This is a genomic window from Streptomyces sp. NPDC088923 (genome assembly GCF_044749745.1).
Lineage (GTDB): Bacteria > Actinomycetota > Actinomycetes > Streptomycetales > Streptomycetaceae > Streptomyces.
In genome coordinates this window covers 237,996-257,426 of the sequence record NZ_JBIVIO010000007.1, presented here as the reverse complement: position 1 = coordinate 257,426, position 19,431 = coordinate 237,996, and the positions used below count along the sequence as shown (strand labels likewise).

Sequence of the window (19,431 nt, the reverse complement as noted above, 5' to 3'; positions counted from 1 at the left end):
GACCAACAGCGGGGCCACGGTGGAGAACGCGACCACCACGATCGTCACGACCGAACGCCGTACGCGGACGCCGCGCCGCTCAGTCACGGTCGGCGTGCTGCGCACTGAGGTGGCGACGCAGCCGCACATTCAGGTCACTCACGAGGCTCGCGTTCCCGTTGGCCACGGCGTACGACCGCTCGTGCGCGATGTTGTCGCACAGGTAACACCCCGGAACAGGCTTCGGGACTTCGTTCGACCACAGGGGAAGGGAAACCGGGTTCTCCTGCGTGGGGCGGTTCATCGGCGCTTCGTCCGTTCGTCGTCGGGTTGCTTGCGTTCAGAGAACGGCCCCGCGACCACGGTGGGTAGTGCCATCCTTGACACAACGTCAGAGTGGCAGGAACGGGGCAAAGCGATGGCCATGACTTACGGGCAGTGGCTGCGGGGCGCGCGCGAGGCGAAGGGATGGAGCCAGGACGAGCTGGCGGCCCGGGCCTTCATGTCGCGTTCGATGATCACGGCGATCGAGACCAACCGCCGCTTCCCGAGCGAGACGGACGCGATGGCTCTGGACGCGGCGCTTGGTACGGGGGATGTGCTGACGACGTTTCGCCCGAAAAAGCCGAACGAGAGTTTCGCGGCATGGTTCGAGGACGCGCGTCAATTCGAAAAACTGGCCACGATCATCAGGGAATACGCGCCGACCTGGGTACCCGGCATCCTCCAGACGGAGGCGTACGCGACAGCCGTGCTCGATGCCGGGTATCCCCGACAGAGTGCGGAAGTACGACACAAGTGGATTGTGTCAAGGACGGAGCGCACCCGACTGCTCGATGACCCGGTTACCCCCGAAGTGTGGGCAATGCTGGACGAGAGCGTGATCATGAGGCCTGTCGGCGGCTACGACGTGATGGCCGAGCAGTTGGATCATCTTGCCGATCTCGCTGAATCAGGGCGGATCAGGGTTCACATCGTGCCGTTCGGCCCAGTCCCGTACCCGGCGTTGGACGGCCTGATGAGCTTGATGTGGTTCAAGGACCAGCCGCCCGTTGCTTACACGGAAGGTCTTCGCGTGGGACTGCTCCACGATGATCCGGCGATGGTCGCCGACATTCAGGGGACTTATGATCTTTCTTTGGGTGAGGCCTTGGCCCTGGCGCCGTCCATCGCTCTCATGAGGAAGCAAGCAAGGGAATTCAGGAAGCGTGACTGAGCACTCCATCCCCAACACCATGGTCCTGAGCAGCTGGCGGAAGTCCTCCTACAGCGGCACGAACGGGGCGAGTTGCCTGGAAGTCCTCGACGGTCACCCAGCCGGTGTCCCCCTCCGCGACAGCAAGACCCCCCACGGCCCCGCCCTCCTCCTCTCCGCCCCCAGCTGGTCCGTCTTCGTCGCGGCCGTCAAGCGCGCGTAGCGCTCGCGCCCCGGCCTGCCTCTTCGCCGGGCAAACGGTTGGCCGCCACCCGGCAAAGTCCGGGCCCCCGCCGTCCCTCCGGCGCGGCACCTCTCCGCCCGGGTGGCAGGATGAATGCCATGCACAAGACGGGCGGCACGGTAAAGGTCCTGATCGGTACGGCGGCGGTGCTCGCGCTGCTCACCTCCTGCTCCGGGCAGGGCTCCGGCCAGGACGGCGGGGACGGTGCGAAGAAGGACGCCGCGTCCTCGCCCGCCGCCCACCGCGCCCCCGAGGCCGACCCGACCCGCATCCCCGGCGTCGGCGACCGCCTCCAGTCGCAGATCCCCGCCGCGAGCACCCAGGTCGTCACCGTCTACGGCAAGGCCATCGACTCCGCCGACTCGACCGTCGTGCTCTACACGAAGACCGGGAAGACCTGGAAGAAGGCCGCTTCCTGGCAGGGGCACAACGGCAAGAAGGGCTGGACCACGGCCCACCACGAGAACGACAAGCGCAGCCCCGTCGGCGTCTACACGCTGAGCGACGCGGGTGGCGTCCTCGCCGACCCGGGCGCCGCGCTCCCGTACACGCAGACCGCCTCGATCCAGGCGCCGCACTACTGGTCGAAGTCGCACTGGCACGACTTCGACTACGTCATCGCCATCGACTACAACCGCGTCAAGGGCACCGCGCCCAACGACCCCACGCGCCCCGAGGGCCAGACCAAGGGCGGCAGCATCTGGCTGCACATGGACCACGGCAGCGGCACCTCGGCGTGCGTGAGCATCCCGAAGGCGGGCATGCGGTCCCTGCTCACGACCCTCGACCCGGCGCGACACCCGGTCGTGGTCATGGGGGACAAGAAGAACCTGGCGGCCTGAGCGGGGTCCCGGGACGGTACGGGAAGTACGGGGCGGAGGCGGCGCGCAACCGGCCACCCCCCGCCGCCTCCGCCCCGCCTTCTCACCCCCGCGGCGGCCGCGTCGCCCGCTCCAGCTGCATGAGCACCGAGGCGTAGCCCTTGCCGCCCGTCGCGTGGTCCATCCCGACCTCGCACATGCGGTTCGCCGAGAGGTACGCGTCGAAGTCCCTGGACGTCACCTCGGCCGCCTCCGCCGCCGTCGCCGACTCGGTCAGCTCCCGGTGCAGCATCCCCCGGTCGCCCGCGAAGGCGCAGCAGCCGACGTCGTCCGGCAGCACGACCTCCTCGGCGCACGCCCCGGCCAGCTCCACGAGCTGGTCGACGTCCCCGAGGTGCTGCATCGAGCACGTCGGGTGGACGACGGCGGACTCCACCTTGCGGTGGACGGTCAGCTCCGGAAGCAGTTCCTCTGCCGCCCACACGAGCGAGTCCACGATCGTGAGCGCCTCGTGCAGCTCCTTGTTCTCCGGTGTCAGGTACGGGACCACCTCGTGGGCGATCCCGAGCGTGCACGAGGAGGCGTCGACGACGAGCGGCAGCCGTCCGCCGCCCGTCCAGCCCCACGCCGCCTCGACGATGCGGTTGGCCATGACGGTGTTGGCGTCCTCGTAGCCCTTCGAGTGCCAGATCGTCGAGCAGCACGTGCCCGAGACGTCCTCGGGAATCCACACCGGCTTGCCCGCGCGCCGCGCGAGCAGCACGACGGCCTGCGGCAGCGAGGGCTCGTAGTCGCCCTCGGGACCGCCGAAGATGCGGTTGACGCACGCCGGGTAGTAGACGGCCGTCGCCGCCGACTTCTCCGTACGGGGCAGCCGCCGGGCCGCAGCTCCCGGGAGCTCGGGCAGCCACTCCGGTACGAGATCGGGGCGCACCGCCTTGCGCGCGGTGCGCGTCACCGCGGTGAGCAGCCGGTCGCTGATCTTCTCGGCCGAGGCCACCGCGAGCCGCGCCCCGCTCTCCACGAGCTTGAAGTCCTTCGCCGTGTACGTGGCGATCTTCTCCTCGCGGTCGCTGTGCCGCTGGTGGCGGAACTCCTTCATCATGGCGCCCGTGTCGATGCCGACGGGGCACGCGAGCTTGCACGTCGAGTCGCCCGCGCACGTGTCCACGGCGTCGTAGCCGTACGCGTCGAGCAACCCGCTCTCGACGGCCGAACCGGCGGGCTGGCGCATCATCTCGCGGCGCAGCACGATGCGCTGGCGCGGCGTCGTGGTGAGGTCGTGGCTCGGGCAGGTCGGCTCGCAGAAGCCGCACTCGATGCACGGGTCGGCGACCGCCTCGACGCGCGGGATCGTCTTGAGCCCGCGCAGGTGGGCCTCCGGGTCGCGGTCGAGCACGATGCGCGGGGCGAGGACGCCCTCCGGGTCCATGACCTGCTTGATCCGCCACATCAGCTCGGTCGCGCGCGGGCCCCACTCCAGCTCCAGGAACGGCGCGATGTTGCGGCCCGTCGCGTGCTCGGCCTTCAGCGAGCCGTCGAAGCGCTCGACGGTGCTCGCGCAGAACGCGTCCATGAAGTCCGCGTAGCGCCGCACGTCCTCGGGCTTCGCCGCGTCGAAGGCGAGGAGGAAGTGGAGGTTGCCGTGCGCGGCGTGACCGGCGACGGCGGCGTCGAAACCGTGCGCGGTCTGGAGTTCGAGCAGCGCCTCGCACGCCTCGGCGAGCCGCGAGGGCGGCACGGCGAAGTCCTCCGTGATGAGCGTCGTGCCCGAGGGTCGCGTACCGCCCACGGCGGTCACGAACGCCTTGCGCGCCTTCCAGTACCCGCCGATGACCTTCGCCTCCCGCGTGAAGGCATTGGTCACCGAGGCCACCGGCGCCACCAGTTCGAGGCTCTCCATCACTGCGGCGGCTGCCCGCTCGTTCGCCTCCCGCCCCGCCTCGTCGGAGGCGCGGAACTCCACGAGCAGCGCCGCCGTGTCCTTCGGCAGCTCCGCCCAGTCCGCGGGCACCCCGGCGACGCTCGTCGAGGCGCGCAGCGTGTTCCCGTCCATCAGCTCGACGGCGATCGCGCCCGCCTCGTTGAACTTCGGCACGGCGGCGGCAGCCGCGGGAAGCGAGGGGAAGAAGAGCAGCGCCGTGGAGTTCAGGCGCTCCAGAGGCAGCGTGTCGAAGACGACCTCGGAGATGAAGCCGAAGGTGCCCTCGGAACCGACCATCAGCCCGCGCAGGATCGACACCGGGTCGTCCCCGTCGAGGAAGGCGTCGAGCCGGTAGCCGTTGGTGTTCTTGATCTCGTACTTCGCGCGGATACGGGCCACGAGCGCGGCGTCCGCCTCGATCTCCGCCTTCAGCGCCATGAGCCCCGTGCACAGCTCGGGCTCCGCCGCCGCGAGCCGTTCGGCCGCGTCGGGCGCGCCCGTGTCCACGACCGTGCCCGAGGGCAGGACGACGGTGAGCGAGCTGACCAGGCGGTACGAGTTCCGGGTCGTCCCCGCCGTCATGCCCGAGGCATTGTTCGCGACGACCCCGCCGACCGTGCACGCGATGGCGCTCGCCGGGTCGGGGCCGAGCACGCGCCCGTGCCGCGCGAGCGTCGTATTGGCCCGCACGATCGTCGTCCCCGGACCGAGCCGCACGCGCGCGCCCTCGTCGAGCACCTCGACGCCCGCCCAGTGCCGCCGCACGTCCACGAGGATGTCCTCGCCCTGAGCCTGCCCGTTGAGCGAGGTCCCGGCGGCGCGGAAAACCACCTTGCGCCCCTTTTGTCGCGCGTACCGCATGACCGCCGCGACGTCCTCGGCCGACTCCGGGACCACCACGACCTGGGGCAGGAAGCGGTAGGGGCTCGCGTCGGACGCGTACCGCACGAGGTCCGAGACGCCGGAGAGGATCTTCTTCGGCCCGAGCAGCGCGCTCAGCTCGCCGCGCAGCGGTTCGGGGGTGCCGCCGGCGAGCCCCGCGGGGACCAGGTCCGGTGCGGTCTCCTCGCGCCCGGAGGGGCGCAGGGCGTTCGGGCTCGGTTCCAGCAGCGGCATGGGGCGGCACTCCTTCGTCCACGGTTCGCCACCGGGAACGCGGGGCGCCCGGCGGCGGAGGTCCTGCCTATTCTCGCCCTTGGCCCTCCCGCCCAGGCGTCCGGGGCGGGTGCGCACAGTGCCCGTGCGCGTCCCCGGACCCCCCGCCGACCAGCAGCTCCAGCAGGCCACCGAGCTGGGCGCGCTGCCCCGGGTCCAGCGGCGAGAGCACCTCCTGGGCCGCCTCGCGCCGTGCCCGGCGCAGCGCCTCCAGCGTCTCGCGCCCCTCGTCGGTCAGCTCGATGCGCGTCACCCTGCGGTTGGCCGGATCGGGGACCCTGCGCACCCGGTCGCTCGCCTCCAGGGCGTCGACGAGCGTCGTGATCGCGCGCGGGACGACGTCGAGCCGCGTGGCGAGGTCCGCCATGCGGGGCGGCTCGGGGAAGACCGTCACGGCACGCAGGAGGCGGCTCTGGGCGGGGGTGATGCCGAGCGGCCCGAACTGGTGCTTCTGGAGGCGGTGCAGGCGGCGGTTGAGGCGGAGCAACTGCTCGGCGAGGGCGGCGTCGCTGTCGGGGGCGGCGTCCGGGGCGGCGTCGGGGGCGGGGGAGCGCATGCCGGAATATTATCAGGACACCATTCATTGTGTACATAGGTAACAATGACTTATGCTCTTCGAAGGTCACCCGAGCCACCCGCCACCTCGTTGAAGGAGCCCATGCGCCCGCCCGAGATCAACTGGACCCCGCCCGCCACCACCGCTCGCGAGGACCAGGAACCGCGCCAGATCCGCCGCATCCTGCGGCTCTTCCGTCCCTACCGGGGCCGCCTCGCCGTCGTCGGCCTGCTCGTCGCCGCCTCGTCGCTCGTCTCCGTCGTCACCCCGTTCCTCCTCCGCGAGATCCTCGACACCGCGATCCCCGACGGACGGACGGGCCTGCTGAGCCTCCTCGCGCTGGGCATGATCCTCAGCGCCGTCCTGTCGAGCGTCTTCAACGTCCTCCAGACACTCCTGTCGACCACGGTCGGCCAGCGCGTCATGCACGACCTGCGCACCGGTGTCTACGCGCGCCTCCAGCGCATGTCCCTCGCCTTCTTCACGCGCACGCGCACGGGCGAGGTCCAGTCCCGCATCGCCAACGACATCGGCGGCATGCAGGCCACGGTCACCTCGACGGCCACCAGCCTCGTGTCGAACGCCACCTCCGTCATCGCGACGGTCGTGGCGATGCTCGCGCTCGACTGGCGCCTCACCGTCGTCTCGCTCGTCCTGCTCCCCGTCTTCGTCCTCGTCAGCCGCCGTGTGGGACGCGAGCGCAAGCGCATCACGAGCGAGCGCCAGCGCCAGATGGCCACCATGGCCGCGACCGTCACCGAGTCCCTCTCGGTGAGCGGCATCCTGCTCGGCCGCACCATGGGCCGCGCCGACTCCCTCACCCGCTCCTTCGCGCGCGAGTCCGAGGAACTCGTCGACCTCGAAGTGCGCTCCAACATGGCCGGCCGCTGGCGCATGTCCGTCATCAGCGTGGTCATGGCCGCGATGCCCGCCTTCCTCTACTGGGCGGCCGGACTCGCCCAGGCCAACGGCGCCGCCATCTCGCTCGGCACCCTCGTCGCCTTCGTCTCGCTCCAGCAGGGCCTGTTCCGCCCGACGGTGAGCCTCCTCGCGACCGGCGTGCAGGTGCAGACCTCGCTCGCGCTCTTCCAGCGCATCTTCGAGTACCTCGACCTCCCGGTCGACATCACCGAACGCGAGGAGCCGGTCCATATCGACCGGGTCAAGGGCGAGGTCCGCTTCGAGGAGGTCGCCTTCCGGTACGGGGACGACAGCCCCGTACTCGACGGCATCGACCTGACCCTCCCGGCCGGCGGCTCCCTCGCCGTCGTCGGCCCCACCGGGTCCGGCAAGAGCACCCTGAGCCAGCTCGTGCCCCGCCTGTACGACGTCACCGGCGGGCGCGTCACGCTCGACGGCGTCGACGTGCGCGACCTCGATTTCGACACCCTCGCCCGCGCCGTCGGCGTCGTCTCGCAGGAGACGTACCTCTTCCACGCCTCCGTCGCCGACAACCTCCGCTTCGCCAAACCGGACGCGAGCGACGAGGAGCTGCGGGCGGCGGCCCGCGCGGCCCAGATCCACGACCACATCGCGGGGCTTCCCCAGGGCTACGACACGGTCGTCGGCGAACGCGGACACCGCTTCTCGGGTGGGGAGAAGCAGCGTCTCGCCCTTGCCCGCACCATCCTGCGCGACCCACCCGTGCTCGTGCTCGACGAGGCCACGAGCGCCCTCGACACCCGCACCGAACGCGCGGTCCAGGAAGCGCTCGACACCCTCGCCGCCGGACGCACCACGCTCACCATCGCCCACCGCCTCTCCACCATCAGGAACGCCGACCAGATCGTCGTACTCGACGGCGGCCGCATCGCGGAGCGCGGCACCCACGAGGAACTCCTCGCCCTCGACGGCGCCTACGCGGCCCTCGTGCACAGCGATTCCCGCCAGGGCGAGGCGCACGGGGACGAAGCTCCCGAGCCGGTGATCCTGCCTTCCACGCCGCCGTCCATCGTCAAGGCGTAGAAAACGGGCGATAAGTGATTAACGTGCCCTTATGACCGACCCCTCGCGCCCCCCGCGCTCCCGCTCCACCCCCGCTCCCGGCCGCCCGGGCCCGCCGGGCGGCCGCCGGACCCGTATCACCCGCAGGGGCAGGCTCGTCCTCCTCATCACGGCCCTCGCCGCCGTCGCCGCCGCGATCGCCGTGCCGTTCGTCCTGGGCGGCGACGAGGACGAAGGCCCGACGCACGCCGCCACGCTCACCGTCCCCGAGGGCTGGCGTGCGAGTCAGGTGTACGCCGCCGTCGACACCGCCCTGCACCTGAAGAAGGGGACGACCGGCAAGAAGGCCGCCGCCGCAGGGCTCTCACTCCCCGGCGACGCGGGCGGCAACCCGGAGGGCTACCTCTACCCGGCCACGTACCCGATCACCGACAAGACCACCCCGGAGCGGCTGCTGAGCACGATGGTCGACACGGCCAACCGCACCTACGCGGGCGGCACCGTCGCCGCCGGCGCCGAGCAGAACGCCGTCTCGCGCTACCAACTCGTCACCGTCGCGAGCATCGTCCAGGCCGAGGCGGCCACCGACAAGGACATGGCCCGCGTCGCCCGCGTCGTCTACAACCGGCTCGACGAGGGCATGCCGCTCCAGATGGACTCGACCCTGAACTACGGACTCGGCCGCAGCACCCTGCACACCAAGACCTCCGAGACCCGCAGCAAGACCCCCTACAACACGTACGTCCACAAGGGCCTGCCGCCCACGCCCATCGCGAACCCGGGCACCCAGGCACTGCGCGCCGCGACCCGCCCCGCAGAGGGCGACTGGCTGTACTTCGTCACGGTCAAGCGCGGCGACACCCGCTTCACCAGCGACTACGCGGAGCACCGGAAGAACGTGGCCGAGTTCAACAAGCTCCACAGCTCGCCGGGTCCGAGCGCTTCCTCCTGAGCGGGGGAGGGGGGAGTGGGAGTGGGGGAGCAGGGGGGGGAGGGGCGGCGGTGGCTCAGACGGTTGCCGGTACGAGGCCGGGTTCCGGTTCCGGTACGGCGGCGGGCGAGGACGCTTCGCCGAGCAGGTTGCGGATCTCCCGCACGGCCGCCCGACCCGCCCGGTTGGCGCCGATCGTGCTCGCCGAGGGCCCGTACCCGACGAGGTGCACCCGGGGATCGCGCACGACCTTCGTGTCCTCCATGCGGACGCCCCCGCCCGGCTCCCGCAGGCCGAGCGGCCGCAGGTGCTCCAAGGCGGGCCTGAAGCCGGTCGCCCACAGGATGACGTCGGCCTCGAAGCGGCTCCCGTCCGCCCACTCGACGCCCTCGGGCGTGATCCGCGCGAACATCGGGTGCCGGTCGAGGGTGCCGTCGGCGAGGCCCGCGCGGATCGCGTCGTTGAGGGGCAGCCCCGTCACGGAGACGACACTGCGCGGCGGCAGCCCGTCCCGTACCCGCTCGTCCACGAGCGCCACGGCGGCGCGTCCCGCCTCCTCGTTGAACGGCCCCTCGCGGAACTCCGGTTCACGCCGCGTCACCCAACGGGTCGCCGCCGCGTACGGCGCGAGTTCGAGCAGGTGCTGCGTCGCCGATATCCCGCCCCCGACCACGACGACTCGCTTCCCCGCGAAGTACTCGGGACCCGGGTATCCCACGGTGTGCGGCTGCTCACCCAGAAAGCTGTCCTGACCCGGGTAGCGCGGCCGGAAGGGGCGGTCCCAGGTGCCGGTCGCGCTGATGAGCGCGCGCGCCGACCACGTACCGTCCGAGGTCTCCACACGCAGCCGCCCGCCCTCGCCCTCGCGCACCGCGCGCACGTCGACGGGCCGCCGCACCGCCAGCGCGAACCGTTCCTCGTAGGCGCGGAAGTACCCCGCGACGACCTCGGACGAGGGCCGCGCGGGATCGGCCCCGGTCAGCTCCATGCCCGGCAGCGAGTGCATCCCGTTGACCTTGCCGTACGTGAGCGAGGGCCACCGGAACTGCCAGGCACCCCCGGGCGCGGGCGCGTGGTCGAACACCACGTACTCCATCCCCGTCCGCCGCAGGTGATACGCGGCCGAGAGCCCCGCCTGCCCGGCACCGACCACGACGACGTCCACCGCTCTGTCCTCACTCACACCCGCACCAACGACGCCGCGCCGCCGGATCTTCCCGCACCCGCTGCGCGAGGATGTCCCCCATGACCTTCCACACCGAAACCCTCGGCATCCGCACCGGCGGCCACGAGACCGTCCACGACCTGACCGCCGACTGCGAACGCTTCCTCGCCACCCACGCCGCCGGCCGCGACGGCCTCCTCAACCTCTTCGTCCCCCACGCGACAGCGGGCCTCGCGATCCTCGAAACCGGCGCGGGCAGCGACGAGGACCTCCTCGCCATCCTCCAGACCCTCCTCCCGCCCACCCACCCCTGGCACCACCGCCACGGCACCCCCGGCCACGGCCGCGACCACGTCCTCCCCGCCCTCATCCCCCCACACGCCACCCTCCCGGTAACCTCCGGCCACCTGGCCCTGGGCACGTGGCAGTCGGTATGCCTGGTGGACACGAACGTGGACAACCCGGACCGGCAGGTGCGGCTGAGCTTCCTGGGCTGAGCGAGATCGCTCATTTCCCTTTCAGAGCGATCCCTGCGCTACGTGAGTGTCCAGGAGAGTGTGACGGCGCCTCAGCCCTTCGCCTCGGGTGGGGCCAGGCTCGTCCCGGGTGATGAACGGGGCACCGTCCTGCTCGGACGAACCGTGGTCGTCGGCCCCGCAGGACGGCGTCGGAGACGACGTGGCAGACGAGCTGGGCAGGCTGTCGCGGAGATCGACAGCGGCCGGTGGCCGGACAGCCTGGTTGTAGCCTCGTCGGTGCCTGCCGCGCCCGCTTCCCTTGCCGCACGGGCCGCCTCGCACCGGGCAGTGGTGGGCGGCCGGATGGGATGCGCGTCGTGAGAGGGCGGGGCCGCGTATCAGGAGTCCCACGCGACCATGGGTGCCGGCATCGGGCCCGGGTTCCCCTCGCGGGCGAACGCGGCCCAGGCGGACCGCACGCGACGGCCGAACGCGTCCACTTCCTGCCAGGAGAGATCCCCCAGCATCGGGGCGTCCCGCCAGGCGTCCGCCGAGCCCAGGAGCAGGGGGATCTCGACGCAGTGGGTCGCTCCGTACGGGGAGCCGGGCGGACGCCAGTCCAGCCGGTATCCGTACACCTCGGCCCCGGCACTCTCCAGTTCCCGGCGCAGGGCCGTGAGCGGGATCTCGTAGGCGCGACGGGTGCGCTCGGCAACGCTCCCGGTGTCCTGCGGGCCCTCGGGGAAGGCGGACATGTCGTCGGCGTTCCATCCGTAGAGAACATCCGGGGCACCCTCCGCGAAGGCGGGCAGGCCGGTGGTGCTGGACAGCGGTCCCCTTGCGCACACCGGTCCGAAGGGCGGAGCCAGGAAACTCCCCGTACGACGCCGCTGCTCGGCGGCGGTCAGCGCCTGCGCTGCCAGCAGCCGCTCCGGTGCGGCGGTGCGCGGGTCGGTGCCGAGGTGGGCGGCGAAGACACGCCCGAGCTCGTGCGCCTCGTCCGCGGTCTGGGTGGCGATGGACAGCGGCGCGCTCTGCAGGATCGCGCGGCGGAAGAGGACGCGCGCCTCGGGCACGTCCATGAGCAGCCGGATCGACAACGCGCCGGCGGACTGGCCGAAGAGCGTCACATTGCCCGGGTCCCCGCCGAAACGGGCGATGTGGTCACGCACCCAGCGCAGCGCCTCCACCTGGTCCCACAGCCCGAGATTGCCCTCGCTGACCCCGTCGAGGAGGAGGTAGCCGAGCGCGCCCAGCCGGTAGCCGGCGCTGACGACGACCACGTCCTGCTCCGCTGCGAGGGAAGTGCCGTCGTACCAGTCGCGGATGCCCGCGCCGCTGCTGAAACCGCCGCCGTGGAACCAGACCAGCACCGGGCGGCCCGGCGAGCCGGGTGCCGGTCGGCCCTCCGGAGCGGTGACCGCCAGGTGGAGGCAGTCCTCGCTCTGCGGTCGCGGGTCGAGGGGTGGGCCCATCACCGCGTCCAGACGGGACGGTGGCTGCGGGCAGACGGCGCCGACCGGCCCGGCAGGGGCTTCGGACGCCGCGGGACGGGGCCGGGCGAAGCGCTCGGCGGTCGCGTACCGCAAGGGGCCGCTGCGGACGACGGGACGGTCGGTCATGCCTCACTCACCAGTTCCGGGGATGACGGTGCCCGCTCGGCCGGCGCCTCGGGAGCGATGCGGAAGAGAGCCACAGCGCCGCCCAGGCTCAGGGCGCAGACACCCACCAAATACCACGTCACCCCGGCCGAGGAGCCGACCGAATCGAGGAGTGCGCTGGAGATCACGGGCGCCAGGCCACCACCGAGCACGGCACCGGCCTGGAGGATGAGAGAGGTGCCGGAGTACCGCACCCGCACCGGGAAGGTGTCGGCGATGATGGCGCCCTGCACGCAGTGGGTGGGCGCGATGATCAGGCCCATCCCGGCGAGCGCCAGCAGCGCCATGGCGGTGTCCCCGGTGTTCAGCAGCGGGAAGAACACCGCGCACCAGACGAGGACGGCCACGGAGCCGCCGATGGGACCCGGAGCGGGCCGTGTGCGCATCCCTCGCCACGGCCCGCGCGCTCGGGCTCGACCCCGACGCCCTGCGGCGCCGCCCGCACGCGCTCTCGGGCGGACAGCTCCAGCGCGCCGCGCTCGTGCGCGCGCTCGGCGCCCGCCCCGCCCTCCTTGTCGCCGACGAGTCGACCGCCGGGCTCGACCCGGTGACCGCGCGCCGGGTCCTCGACGTCCTCGCTGAAGCGGCGGAGCGGTACGGCACGGCGGTCCTGCTCGTCAGCCACACCCTGGGCCGGGACCGGGCACGGCGACCGGGACGCTCACCATGGCCGGTGGGCGCCTCACTCCGGACGCGCGCTCTCCCCTCCCGCCTCCGCGAGCGGAGGCCCGGCCCCGGCCAGCGGCTCCGCCGCGTACCGGAGCCGAATGACCCCGTCCGCGTGCCGCTCGGCACTCGCCCGCACGCCGAAGACCTCCCGCGGAAGGTCCGGCGTGAGCACGTCGAGGACGGATCCGGCGGCCGCGAGGCGGCCGCGGTGGAGGACGGCGAGCCGGTCGCGGCGGGAACGCCGCCCACGCGGGCGGCGACGTCTCGGCCACCTACGTGCGCACCTCGGCCCCCGGCGAGGTGACCACGCTCTTCGGGAGCCGACACGTCGTACCGGACGTGTGGGACCCGATGGCGGGCGATGTCGTGATCGTGCCGGGCGGGGAGGAGTGGCTGACAGGCGACGCCGCTACGCATCGCGCACTCGTGCGCGCCCAGGAGGCGGGAGTGACCGTCGCGGGTGTTTGCACGGGCGTCATGGTCCTCGCCGCGGCCGGGCTCACGCGGCGGCGCCCCTGCACGACGCACCATCTGGTCAAGGCCGAGCTGGCCGCGCACGGCGGCACGGTGGTGGACGCCCGCGTCGTGGACGACGGGAACCTCGTGACGGCCGGAGGGGTCACGAGCGGGATCGACCTCGCCCTGTGGCTCGTCGAGCGGGAGTGCGGGGCCGAACTCGCGCTCTCCGTCGAACGGATCATGGAGTACGAGCGGCGCGGCACCGCCTGGCGCGCCGACCGGGAAACCGGCTGAGGAAAGCGGGGCCCGCCGGTCGCGGCCCGTACCGGGGAGGCGGGCGTGGCGACCGCCCGAGACCGGCGGGCGAGGGCCGGGCCACGCTCGGGAAGGCGCATTCCCCGTGGCCCGGCCTGCCGATCCTGGCACGTACTCGCTGGTAACGGGGTGCCTTGCCGCCCGGGTTCGCTCGTGAGGCGCGTCGCACTCCTCCTCGGGAACCGGTGGTGCCCGCGCGCCGACTTCCTGCCTTTGATCCCTCCCGGCGCAACCGGTGCACACCGCATCTCGGCCACCTTCGGTCCCAGGGCTGTCCTGCCGTCCGCGTACCTCCTACGCTCCTGCGCGATCCGCGTCACATCGTCTGCGCGGGAACTCCCGCACGCCTCGCACCGACTCCTGTACGTCACCGCCCCGCCGGTCCACGCACGAGGAAGAGCCGATGACCGAGACCACTTCCGCCGTTCCGCCACCGCCCGCGCAAGGCCGGTCCGCGGCGGCCGTTCCCCCCGAACCCCTCTCCCCGGACGAGGGCTTCGCGACGCCCACCCCCAGAAGCGGCGGCGCCTGGAGCGGACTACGCCCCCTCCTGCTCCGCCTGCACTTCTACGCGGGCATCCTCATCGGCCCCTTCCTTCTCGTCGCCGCCGTCACCGGGCTCCTCTACACCGCGACCCCGCAGATCGAGTCGGTCGTCTATCGCCACGAGCTCAAGGTCACCCCGCACGGCGAGGCCCGACCGCTCGACGCCCAGGTCGACGCCGCGCGCGCGGCGATACCGGGGGGCGAACTCGTCTCGATCACCAAGGGCGAGGGTCGCGAGGACACGACGCGTGTCACGTTCAACGTCAAGGGACTGCCCGAGGGCTACACGCAGACCGCCTTCGTCAACCCTTACGACGCGCAGGTGCGTGGACAGCTCCGCACCTTCGGTGAGTGGCTGCCCGTGCGCTCCTGGTTCGACAGCCTGCACCGCACACTCCACCTCGGCGACTTCGGTCGCAACTACAGCGAGATCGCGGCAAGTTGGCTGTGGGTCGAGGTGCTCGGCGGACTCGCGCTGTGGGTGGGCTCGCCGCGCGGCCGGGCACGACTGCGCAAGCTCTTCGTGCCGCGCCGGGAGCCGAAGGGCCGCAAGCGGACCCTGTCCTGGCACGGAGCGGTCGGCCTGTGGGTCTCGATCGGCTTCCTCGCCCTGTCGGCGACCGGACTCACGTGGTCCGCGCACGCCGGGATGAACATCGGTAAGATCCAGGATTCACTGGGTGGCGCGACTCCCGCTGTCTCGACGGCTGTCGGACGAGGCGACGGCTCGAATGGCTCGGACGGTGCTTCGGATGCTTCCGCCGCGCGGATCGATCTCGACGAGGCCGTTCGCATCGCCCGTGCCGACGGTCTGCGGGGCAAACTGGTCATCACCCCGCCCGCCGACGCGAAGAGTACGTACGTCGTCGGCGAGAACACCCGGCACTGGCCCGAACAGCAGGACTCGGTCGCCATCGACCCCACCACCGGAAAGATCACCGACAAGCAGCTCTTCGACGACTTCCCCCTCCTCGCCAAGCTCACCCGGTGGGGCATCGACGCCCACATGGGGCTCCTCTTCGGCCTCGCCAACCAGATCGTCCTGGCCCTGATCGCCGTCGCCCTCATCGGGATGCTCTTCATGGGCTACCGCATGTGGTGGTTGCGCAGGCCCACCCGTGCGAGCGGGCGCAGGTTCGGCAGGCCACCCGCGCGCGGCGCCTGGCGACGCGTGCCCGGCAAGGTCATGGCTCCGCTCGTCGTCGTCGGCGCCGTACTCGCGTACTTCCTGCCGCTGTTCGGTCTGCCGCTCGTCTGCTTCCTGCTCATGGACCTGGCGCTCGCCGGGACCCGCCGCGCGCGCAGCGCCCCGCGTCCCGCACCGGCCACCGCCCGCGAGGAGACCCCTCGCGACGACAACCCCCGTGACGAGAACCCCAAGGAGCTGGCCCGATGATCGCCGCCACCGGGCTGCGCTGGATACTTACGCTGCTCTTCGTCGCCCTCGCCGCGTACGGCCTCTGGCGCGCCGTCACCGCGCGCTCGCACCCGTGGACCGCGCGCCTCGCGCACGTCCTGCACGCCGTCATGGCCCTCGCGATGTTCGCCATGGCCTGGGAGTGGGGCATGGACCTGCCCGCGACCCCCCAGGTGGTCTTCTTCTCCGCCGCCGCCGCGTGGTTCCTCCTGATCGCGCTCGCCCTGCCGAACGCGGTCGAATCGCGCGGCCGGGCGCTCGCCGCGGCCCTGCCCCATGCCGTCATGACCGCCGCCATGGCCTGGATGGTCGCCGCGATGTCCTCGGGCATGTCCATGGACGGCATGGGCGGCGGCCATGCCCACGACATGCCGGGGATGGACATGTCGGCGCCCGGCGCGCTCGCCGCGATGACACTCAGCGGTACCGGCGATCGCTGGAGCGCGGGCCTCTTCGCGCTCGCTCTCCTCGCCCTCGCCCTGTGGTGGCTCGCGCGGGGCTTCGATGCCGGGCGCTTTGTCCCTCGTACGGCGAATCCCGGCCGCGCGGACGGCGGCATCGGCGGCGGTACGGCGGCGGGCGGCGCGGTCCACGCGGCCTGGGACCTCGGCTGCCACGGTCTCATGGCGCTCGGGATGGCGGTGATGTTCGTCGTCATGGTGTGAGCCGGTACGGCGAGTGGACGGACTCCTGCCGCACGGCCCCGGGAGCGCGGTGGTTCCTGGGCCGGTGTGACAGGAGTCCATTGTGTGACGCGGGTCACGCGCGGGCCGGGGAACTCACCGTGCCGGGCGTCCGACTCCTGGACCGTACACACGCCCCACGCGCCCCACGCGCTCTCACGCCGGAGCCCCGCTCATGGACCACTCGGTGACGCCGCCCGCAGGACGGCGTGCCACCCCCGTGCCGTACGCGCTGCTCGGGGGCTTTCTGCTGCTGCTCGCCGGCCTCTTCACCGTCTCGTACGGTGTCGGGCACCTCGCCGGGCCCGTCGCCCCCGACCTGCGCGGAGTCTCGCACCACGACGAGGACCCCGACCCGCACCACGGCGGCATGGACGGCATGGACGGGATGGGGCACTGATGGGCACCGCCTCCGCGCCCCGTACGGCGCCCGCATCCGGCCTCGACACGACCGATCTCCTGGTCGGCGGCATGACGTGTGCGGCGTGCGTGCGCCGCGTCGAGAAGAAGCTCGCCGCGCTCGACGGCGTCAGCGCCACCGTCAACCTCGCCACCGGCACGGCCCGCGTGAGCCACCCGGAAGGGCTCGCCCCGCACAAGCTGGTCGCCGCCGTCGAGAAGGCGGGCTACACGGCTCGGCTGCCCGCACCGGCCACCGCGGGGGAGGAGGAACCGGTGTCGCCGCTCCTGCCGCGCCTCCTGATCACCGCCCTCCTCGCCGTCCCCGTCCTCGTGCTCTCGATGGTGCCCGCCCTCCAGTTCCGCAACTGGCAGTGGCTGTGCTTCATGCTCGCCGCGCCCGTCGCCGTCTGGAGCGCGCGGCCCTTCCACGAACGGGCCTGGCGCGGGCTGCGGCACGGCACGGCGACGATGGACACCCTCGTCTCGCTCGGCGTCCTCGCCTCCTTCGGCTGGTCCGCCTACGCGCTCTTCCTCGGCGGCGCGGGCGACCCGGACATGCGCATGGCGTTCACACTGCTGCCGACCGCCTCGGACGGCATGGCCCACGTCTACCTCGAAGCCACGGTCGGCGTCCCGCTCTTCGTCCTCGTCGGCCGCCACCTGGAGGCCCGCGCCCGGCACGGCACCTCCGCGGCCCTGCGCGCACTGGCCGCACTCGGCGTGAAGGAGGTGACGGTACGGGACGGGGGCGTCGAACGGGTCGTCGCGGCCGACCGGCTCCGGGTCGGCGAGGTCTTCCTCGTCCGCCCCGGCGAGCGCGTCGCGACGGATGGCGAGGTCGTCGAGGGCGGTTCCGCGCTCGACCTGTCCCTCGTCACGGGGGAGACCCGACCGGTCGAGGCCGGGCCGGGCTCCGCGGTGACCGGGGGCGCCGTCAACGCGGGCGGCATCCTCCTCGTCCGCGCGAGCGCGATCGGCGCGGACACCCAACTCGCCCGGATCACCGCGCTGGTCACCGAGGCGCAGGCGGGCAAGGCCCGCGCGCAGCGCCTCGCCGACAGCGTCGCGGGCGTTTTCGTCCCCGTCGTCCTCGCTCTCGCCGTGACCGTTCTCGGCTTCTGGCTCGGCGCCGGCGCCGATCCGCAACCCGCCTTCACCGCCTGCGTCGCCGTCCTCGTCGTCGCCTGCCCCTGCGCCCTCGGACTCGCCACCCCGACCGCGCTCATGGCGGCGACCGGGCGCGGAGCCCAGCTCGGCGTCCTCGTCAAGGGGCCCCAGGCACTCGAAGCCCTCCGCCGCATCGACACCGTCGTCCTCGACAAGACCGGCACCCTCACCACCGGCCACCTCACCGTCACCGCCCTCACCGCCCGCCCCGACGGCGTGGGCACCGCTGAGGCCCTGCGGCTCGCCGCGACCGTGGAGACCGGCTCGGAACACCCGCTCGGCCGTGCGCTCGTCCCGCACGCCGAACGCACGCTGCCCGAGGGCGCCGTCAGAGCTTCCGCGCTCAGCGACTTCGCCGCACGCCCGGGCACCGGCGTACGCGGGCACGTGGAGGGGCGTCTGGTCGAGGCGGGCACGGCAGACGGCCTTCTGCCCCCCGAGTTGGACGCCGCCCGCACCGCCGCGCTCGACGCGGCCCAGACCCCGGTGCTCGTCCGCGTCGACGGCCGGCCCGAGGCGCTCCTGGCACTCGGCGACGTCGTCCGTCCCGGCAGCTACCACGCCGTGGACCGGCTGCGCCGCCTCGGCGTACGCCCCGTCCTCGCGACCGGCGACGAGGAGGAACCCGCGCGAGCCGTCGCCGCCGCGCTCGGCATCACCGAGACCTACGCCCGCTGCACCCCCGAGCGCAAAGCCGGACTCGTCCGCGCGCTCCGCGACGAGGGCCGGCGCGTCGCCGTCGTCGGCGACGGCGTCAACGACGCGGCGGCACTCGCGGGCGCCGACCTCGGCATCGCGATGGGCACCGGCACGGACGTCGCGATCGGCGCCGCCGATGTCACCCTCGTACGGGACGACATCGAAGCGCTCGCCGACGCCGTCCGCCTCTCGCGCCGCACGCTCGCCACCATTCGCGGAAACCTGCTGTGGGCCTTCGGATACAACGTCGTCACGATCCCGCTCGCGATGGTCGGCCTGCTCGACCCGATGCTCGCCGCCGCCGCGATGTCGCTCAGTTCCGTCCTCGTCGTGCTCGGGAGTCTCCGGCTGCGCCGCTGGCAACCCGCGCCCGCCGCCGCCCGGCGGCGCCCGTCCCCGAGGGCGGCCTTCTGATGCCCGGCACCTTCGCTCGCCTGCGCGCCCCGCTCGCCGCTGTCGGCGTCCCCGTCCTCGCCTCGGGCCTGGCGCTCGCCGGTCTCGGCGCCTGGACGGCGAGCGGACGCGCCGGCAGCCCCGCGCATGTCACCGTCACGAAGGCGTACGTCTACCAGCCGCTCGGGACGACCCCGGAGACCGCCGCCTTCTTCGCCCTCGGCAACGACGGCGGCTCCGCCGACCTGCTCACCGGCCTGACCTCGCCCGACACCACCACGTCCCCCCTGCTCAGCCGCCACCGCATGACGACCTCCGGCGCCGCGTACCGGCAGCCCGTGGGCTCCGTACGCGTACCGGCCGGGGACGGGCTCACCATGGCTCCGCACGGCATCGACGTGACCGTACGGCCCAAGAGCGCGTGGCGACCCGGAGACGAGGTTTCCTTCACTCTGCGCTTCGCCCATGGCGCGCCCCGCACGGTCCACGCCGTCGTGGTCCGCCCCGGCGCGGACACGGACGGGCTGCCCCGCCCGTAGCCCGTCCGTGACTCCTGAGAAGGCCGAACGTCCCGGCCGCACGCGCGCCGAATATCACCCTCGCATATGCCACAACTCCCCGCCTTACATGACCTTTCCGGCAAAGGTG

General features: G+C 72.5%; 18 protein-coding genes. 13 read left to right on the top strand and 5 right to left on the bottom strand.

Annotated elements, in window-relative coordinates; genetic code table 11:
* Positions 1 to 397: 397 nt before the first annotated feature.
* The 3 genes from ACIP4O_RS24840 (at position 398) to ACIP4O_RS24830 (ending at position 2,260) form a co-directional block, all read left to right on the top strand.
* The gene (locus ACIP4O_RS24840) at positions 398 to 1,195 is read left to right on the top strand and encodes a Scr1 family TA system antitoxin-like transcriptional regulator (RefSeq protein ID WP_401577642.1); all 798 of its coding nucleotides are present in this window, start codon (positions 398 to 400) and stop codon (positions 1,193 to 1,195) included.
* Positions 1,188 to 1,397, top strand: coding sequence for a DUF397 domain-containing protein (locus tag ACIP4O_RS24835; RefSeq protein ID WP_401577640.1), 210 nt, complete (start codon positions 1,188 to 1,190; stop codon positions 1,395 to 1,397). Before ACIP4O_RS24840 ends, ACIP4O_RS24835 begins: the two co-directional genes overlap by 8 nt.
* 119 nt (positions 1,398 to 1,516) lie before the next feature.
* Positions 1,517 to 2,260 (top strand): hypothetical protein, encoded by a 744-nt coding sequence (locus ACIP4O_RS24830; protein WP_401577638.1) that lies wholly within the window; start codon positions 1,517 to 1,519, stop codon positions 2,258 to 2,260.
* An 82-nt stretch (positions 2,261 to 2,342) separates the two neighbouring features.
* On the opposite strand, the gene ACIP4O_RS24825 is transcribed toward ACIP4O_RS24830, so the two are convergent.
* Both ACIP4O_RS24825 and ACIP4O_RS24820 read right to left on the bottom strand, forming a co-directional pair.
* Positions 2,343 to 5,279, bottom strand: a complete 2,937-nt coding sequence (locus ACIP4O_RS24825) for an FAD-binding and (Fe-S)-binding domain-containing protein (protein WP_401577636.1) — start codon at positions 5,277 to 5,279, stop codon at positions 2,343 to 2,345.
* A gap of 67 nt (positions 5,280 to 5,346) precedes the next feature.
* Positions 5,347 to 5,874: a MarR family winged helix-turn-helix transcriptional regulator gene (locus tag ACIP4O_RS24820; RefSeq protein WP_401577634.1), complete on the bottom strand. Its 528-nt coding sequence runs from the start codon at positions 5,872 to 5,874 to the stop codon at positions 5,347 to 5,349.
* A gap of 102 nt (positions 5,875 to 5,976) precedes the next feature.
* Between ACIP4O_RS24820 and ACIP4O_RS24815 the strand changes: the two genes are divergently transcribed.
* Together ACIP4O_RS24815 and mltG are read left to right on the top strand one after the other, a co-directional pair.
* Positions 5,977 to 7,839 carry an ABC transporter ATP-binding protein gene (locus ACIP4O_RS24815; protein WP_401577632.1) on the top strand — a complete coding sequence of 621 codons (1,863 nt, stop codon included), beginning with the start codon at positions 5,977 to 5,979 and terminating at the stop codon, positions 7,837 to 7,839.
* Between the two features lie 31 nt (positions 7,840 to 7,870).
* On the top strand, positions 7,871 to 8,770 hold the full coding sequence (gene mltG, locus ACIP4O_RS24810; RefSeq protein WP_401577630.1) for an endolytic transglycosylase MltG: 900 nt from the start codon (positions 7,871 to 7,873) through the stop codon (positions 8,768 to 8,770).
* A 55-nt stretch (positions 8,771 to 8,825) separates the two neighbouring features.
* Here the strand turns inward: mltG and ACIP4O_RS24805 are convergent, their stop codons facing one another.
* Positions 8,826 to 9,932 carry an FAD-dependent oxidoreductase gene (locus ACIP4O_RS24805; protein ID WP_401577628.1) on the bottom strand — a complete coding sequence of 369 codons (1,107 nt, stop codon included), beginning with the start codon at positions 9,930 to 9,932 and terminating at the stop codon, positions 8,826 to 8,828.
* 53 nt (positions 9,933 to 9,985) lie between these two features.
* Between ACIP4O_RS24805 and ACIP4O_RS24800 the strand changes: the two genes are divergently transcribed.
* Positions 9,986 to 10,411 (top strand): YjbQ family protein, encoded by a 426-nt coding sequence (locus tag ACIP4O_RS24800; RefSeq protein ID WP_401577626.1) that lies wholly within the window; start codon positions 9,986 to 9,988, stop codon positions 10,409 to 10,411.
* Between the two features lie 359 nt (positions 10,412 to 10,770).
* Here ACIP4O_RS24800 and ACIP4O_RS24795 read toward each other — a convergent pair whose 3' ends face one another.
* Both ACIP4O_RS24795 and ACIP4O_RS24790 read right to left on the bottom strand, forming a co-directional pair.
* The gene (locus ACIP4O_RS24795) at positions 10,771 to 11,994 is read right to left on the bottom strand and encodes a carboxylesterase family protein (protein WP_401577624.1); all 1,224 of its coding nucleotides are present in this window, start codon (positions 11,992 to 11,994) and stop codon (positions 10,771 to 10,773) included.
* Complete coding sequence (locus ACIP4O_RS24790; protein ID WP_401577622.1) at positions 11,991 to 12,419, bottom strand: hypothetical protein; 429 nt, start codon at positions 12,417 to 12,419, stop codon at positions 11,991 to 11,993. The genes ACIP4O_RS24795 and ACIP4O_RS24790 overlap by 4 nt, the downstream gene beginning before the upstream one ends.
* On the opposite strand from ACIP4O_RS24790, the gene ACIP4O_RS24785 reads away from it, so the two are divergent.
* From ACIP4O_RS24785 to ACIP4O_RS24755, 7 genes are all read left to right on the top strand, one after another.
* Positions 12,410 to 13,006, top strand: coding sequence for an ATP-binding cassette domain-containing protein (locus ACIP4O_RS24785; RefSeq protein ID WP_401577620.1), 597 nt, complete (start codon positions 12,410 to 12,412; stop codon positions 13,004 to 13,006). The genes ACIP4O_RS24790 and ACIP4O_RS24785 overlap by 10 nt on opposite strands.
* Complete coding sequence (locus ACIP4O_RS24780) at positions 12,979 to 13,455, top strand: DJ-1/PfpI family protein (protein WP_401577618.1); 477 nt, start codon at positions 12,979 to 12,981, stop codon at positions 13,453 to 13,455. Before ACIP4O_RS24785 ends, ACIP4O_RS24780 begins: the two co-directional genes overlap by 28 nt.
* A gap of 424 nt (positions 13,456 to 13,879) precedes the next feature.
* Entirely contained in the window at positions 13,880 to 15,418 is a 1,539-nt protein-coding gene (locus ACIP4O_RS24775) for a PepSY-associated TM helix domain-containing protein (RefSeq protein WP_401577616.1), read from the top strand.
* Positions 15,415 to 16,104 carry a DUF5134 domain-containing protein gene (locus tag ACIP4O_RS24770; RefSeq protein WP_401577614.1) on the top strand — a complete coding sequence of 230 codons (690 nt, stop codon included), beginning with the start codon at positions 15,415 to 15,417 and terminating at the stop codon, positions 16,102 to 16,104. The genes ACIP4O_RS24775 and ACIP4O_RS24770 overlap by 4 nt, the downstream gene beginning before the upstream one ends.
* Positions 16,105 to 16,297: 193 nt before the next feature.
* On the top strand, positions 16,298 to 16,522 hold the full coding sequence (locus ACIP4O_RS24765; RefSeq protein WP_401577612.1) for a hypothetical protein: 225 nt from the start codon (positions 16,298 to 16,300) through the stop codon (positions 16,520 to 16,522).
* Positions 16,522 to 18,804, top strand: a complete 2,283-nt coding sequence (locus tag ACIP4O_RS24760) for a heavy metal translocating P-type ATPase (protein ID WP_401577610.1) — start codon at positions 16,522 to 16,524, stop codon at positions 18,802 to 18,804. Before ACIP4O_RS24765 ends, ACIP4O_RS24760 begins: the two co-directional genes overlap by 1 nt.
* Positions 18,804 to 19,322 (top strand): copper chaperone PCu(A)C, encoded by a 519-nt coding sequence (locus tag ACIP4O_RS24755; RefSeq protein ID WP_401577608.1) that lies wholly within the window; start codon positions 18,804 to 18,806, stop codon positions 19,320 to 19,322. Before ACIP4O_RS24760 ends, ACIP4O_RS24755 begins: the two co-directional genes overlap by 1 nt.
* Positions 19,323 to 19,431: the final 109 nt, after the last annotated feature.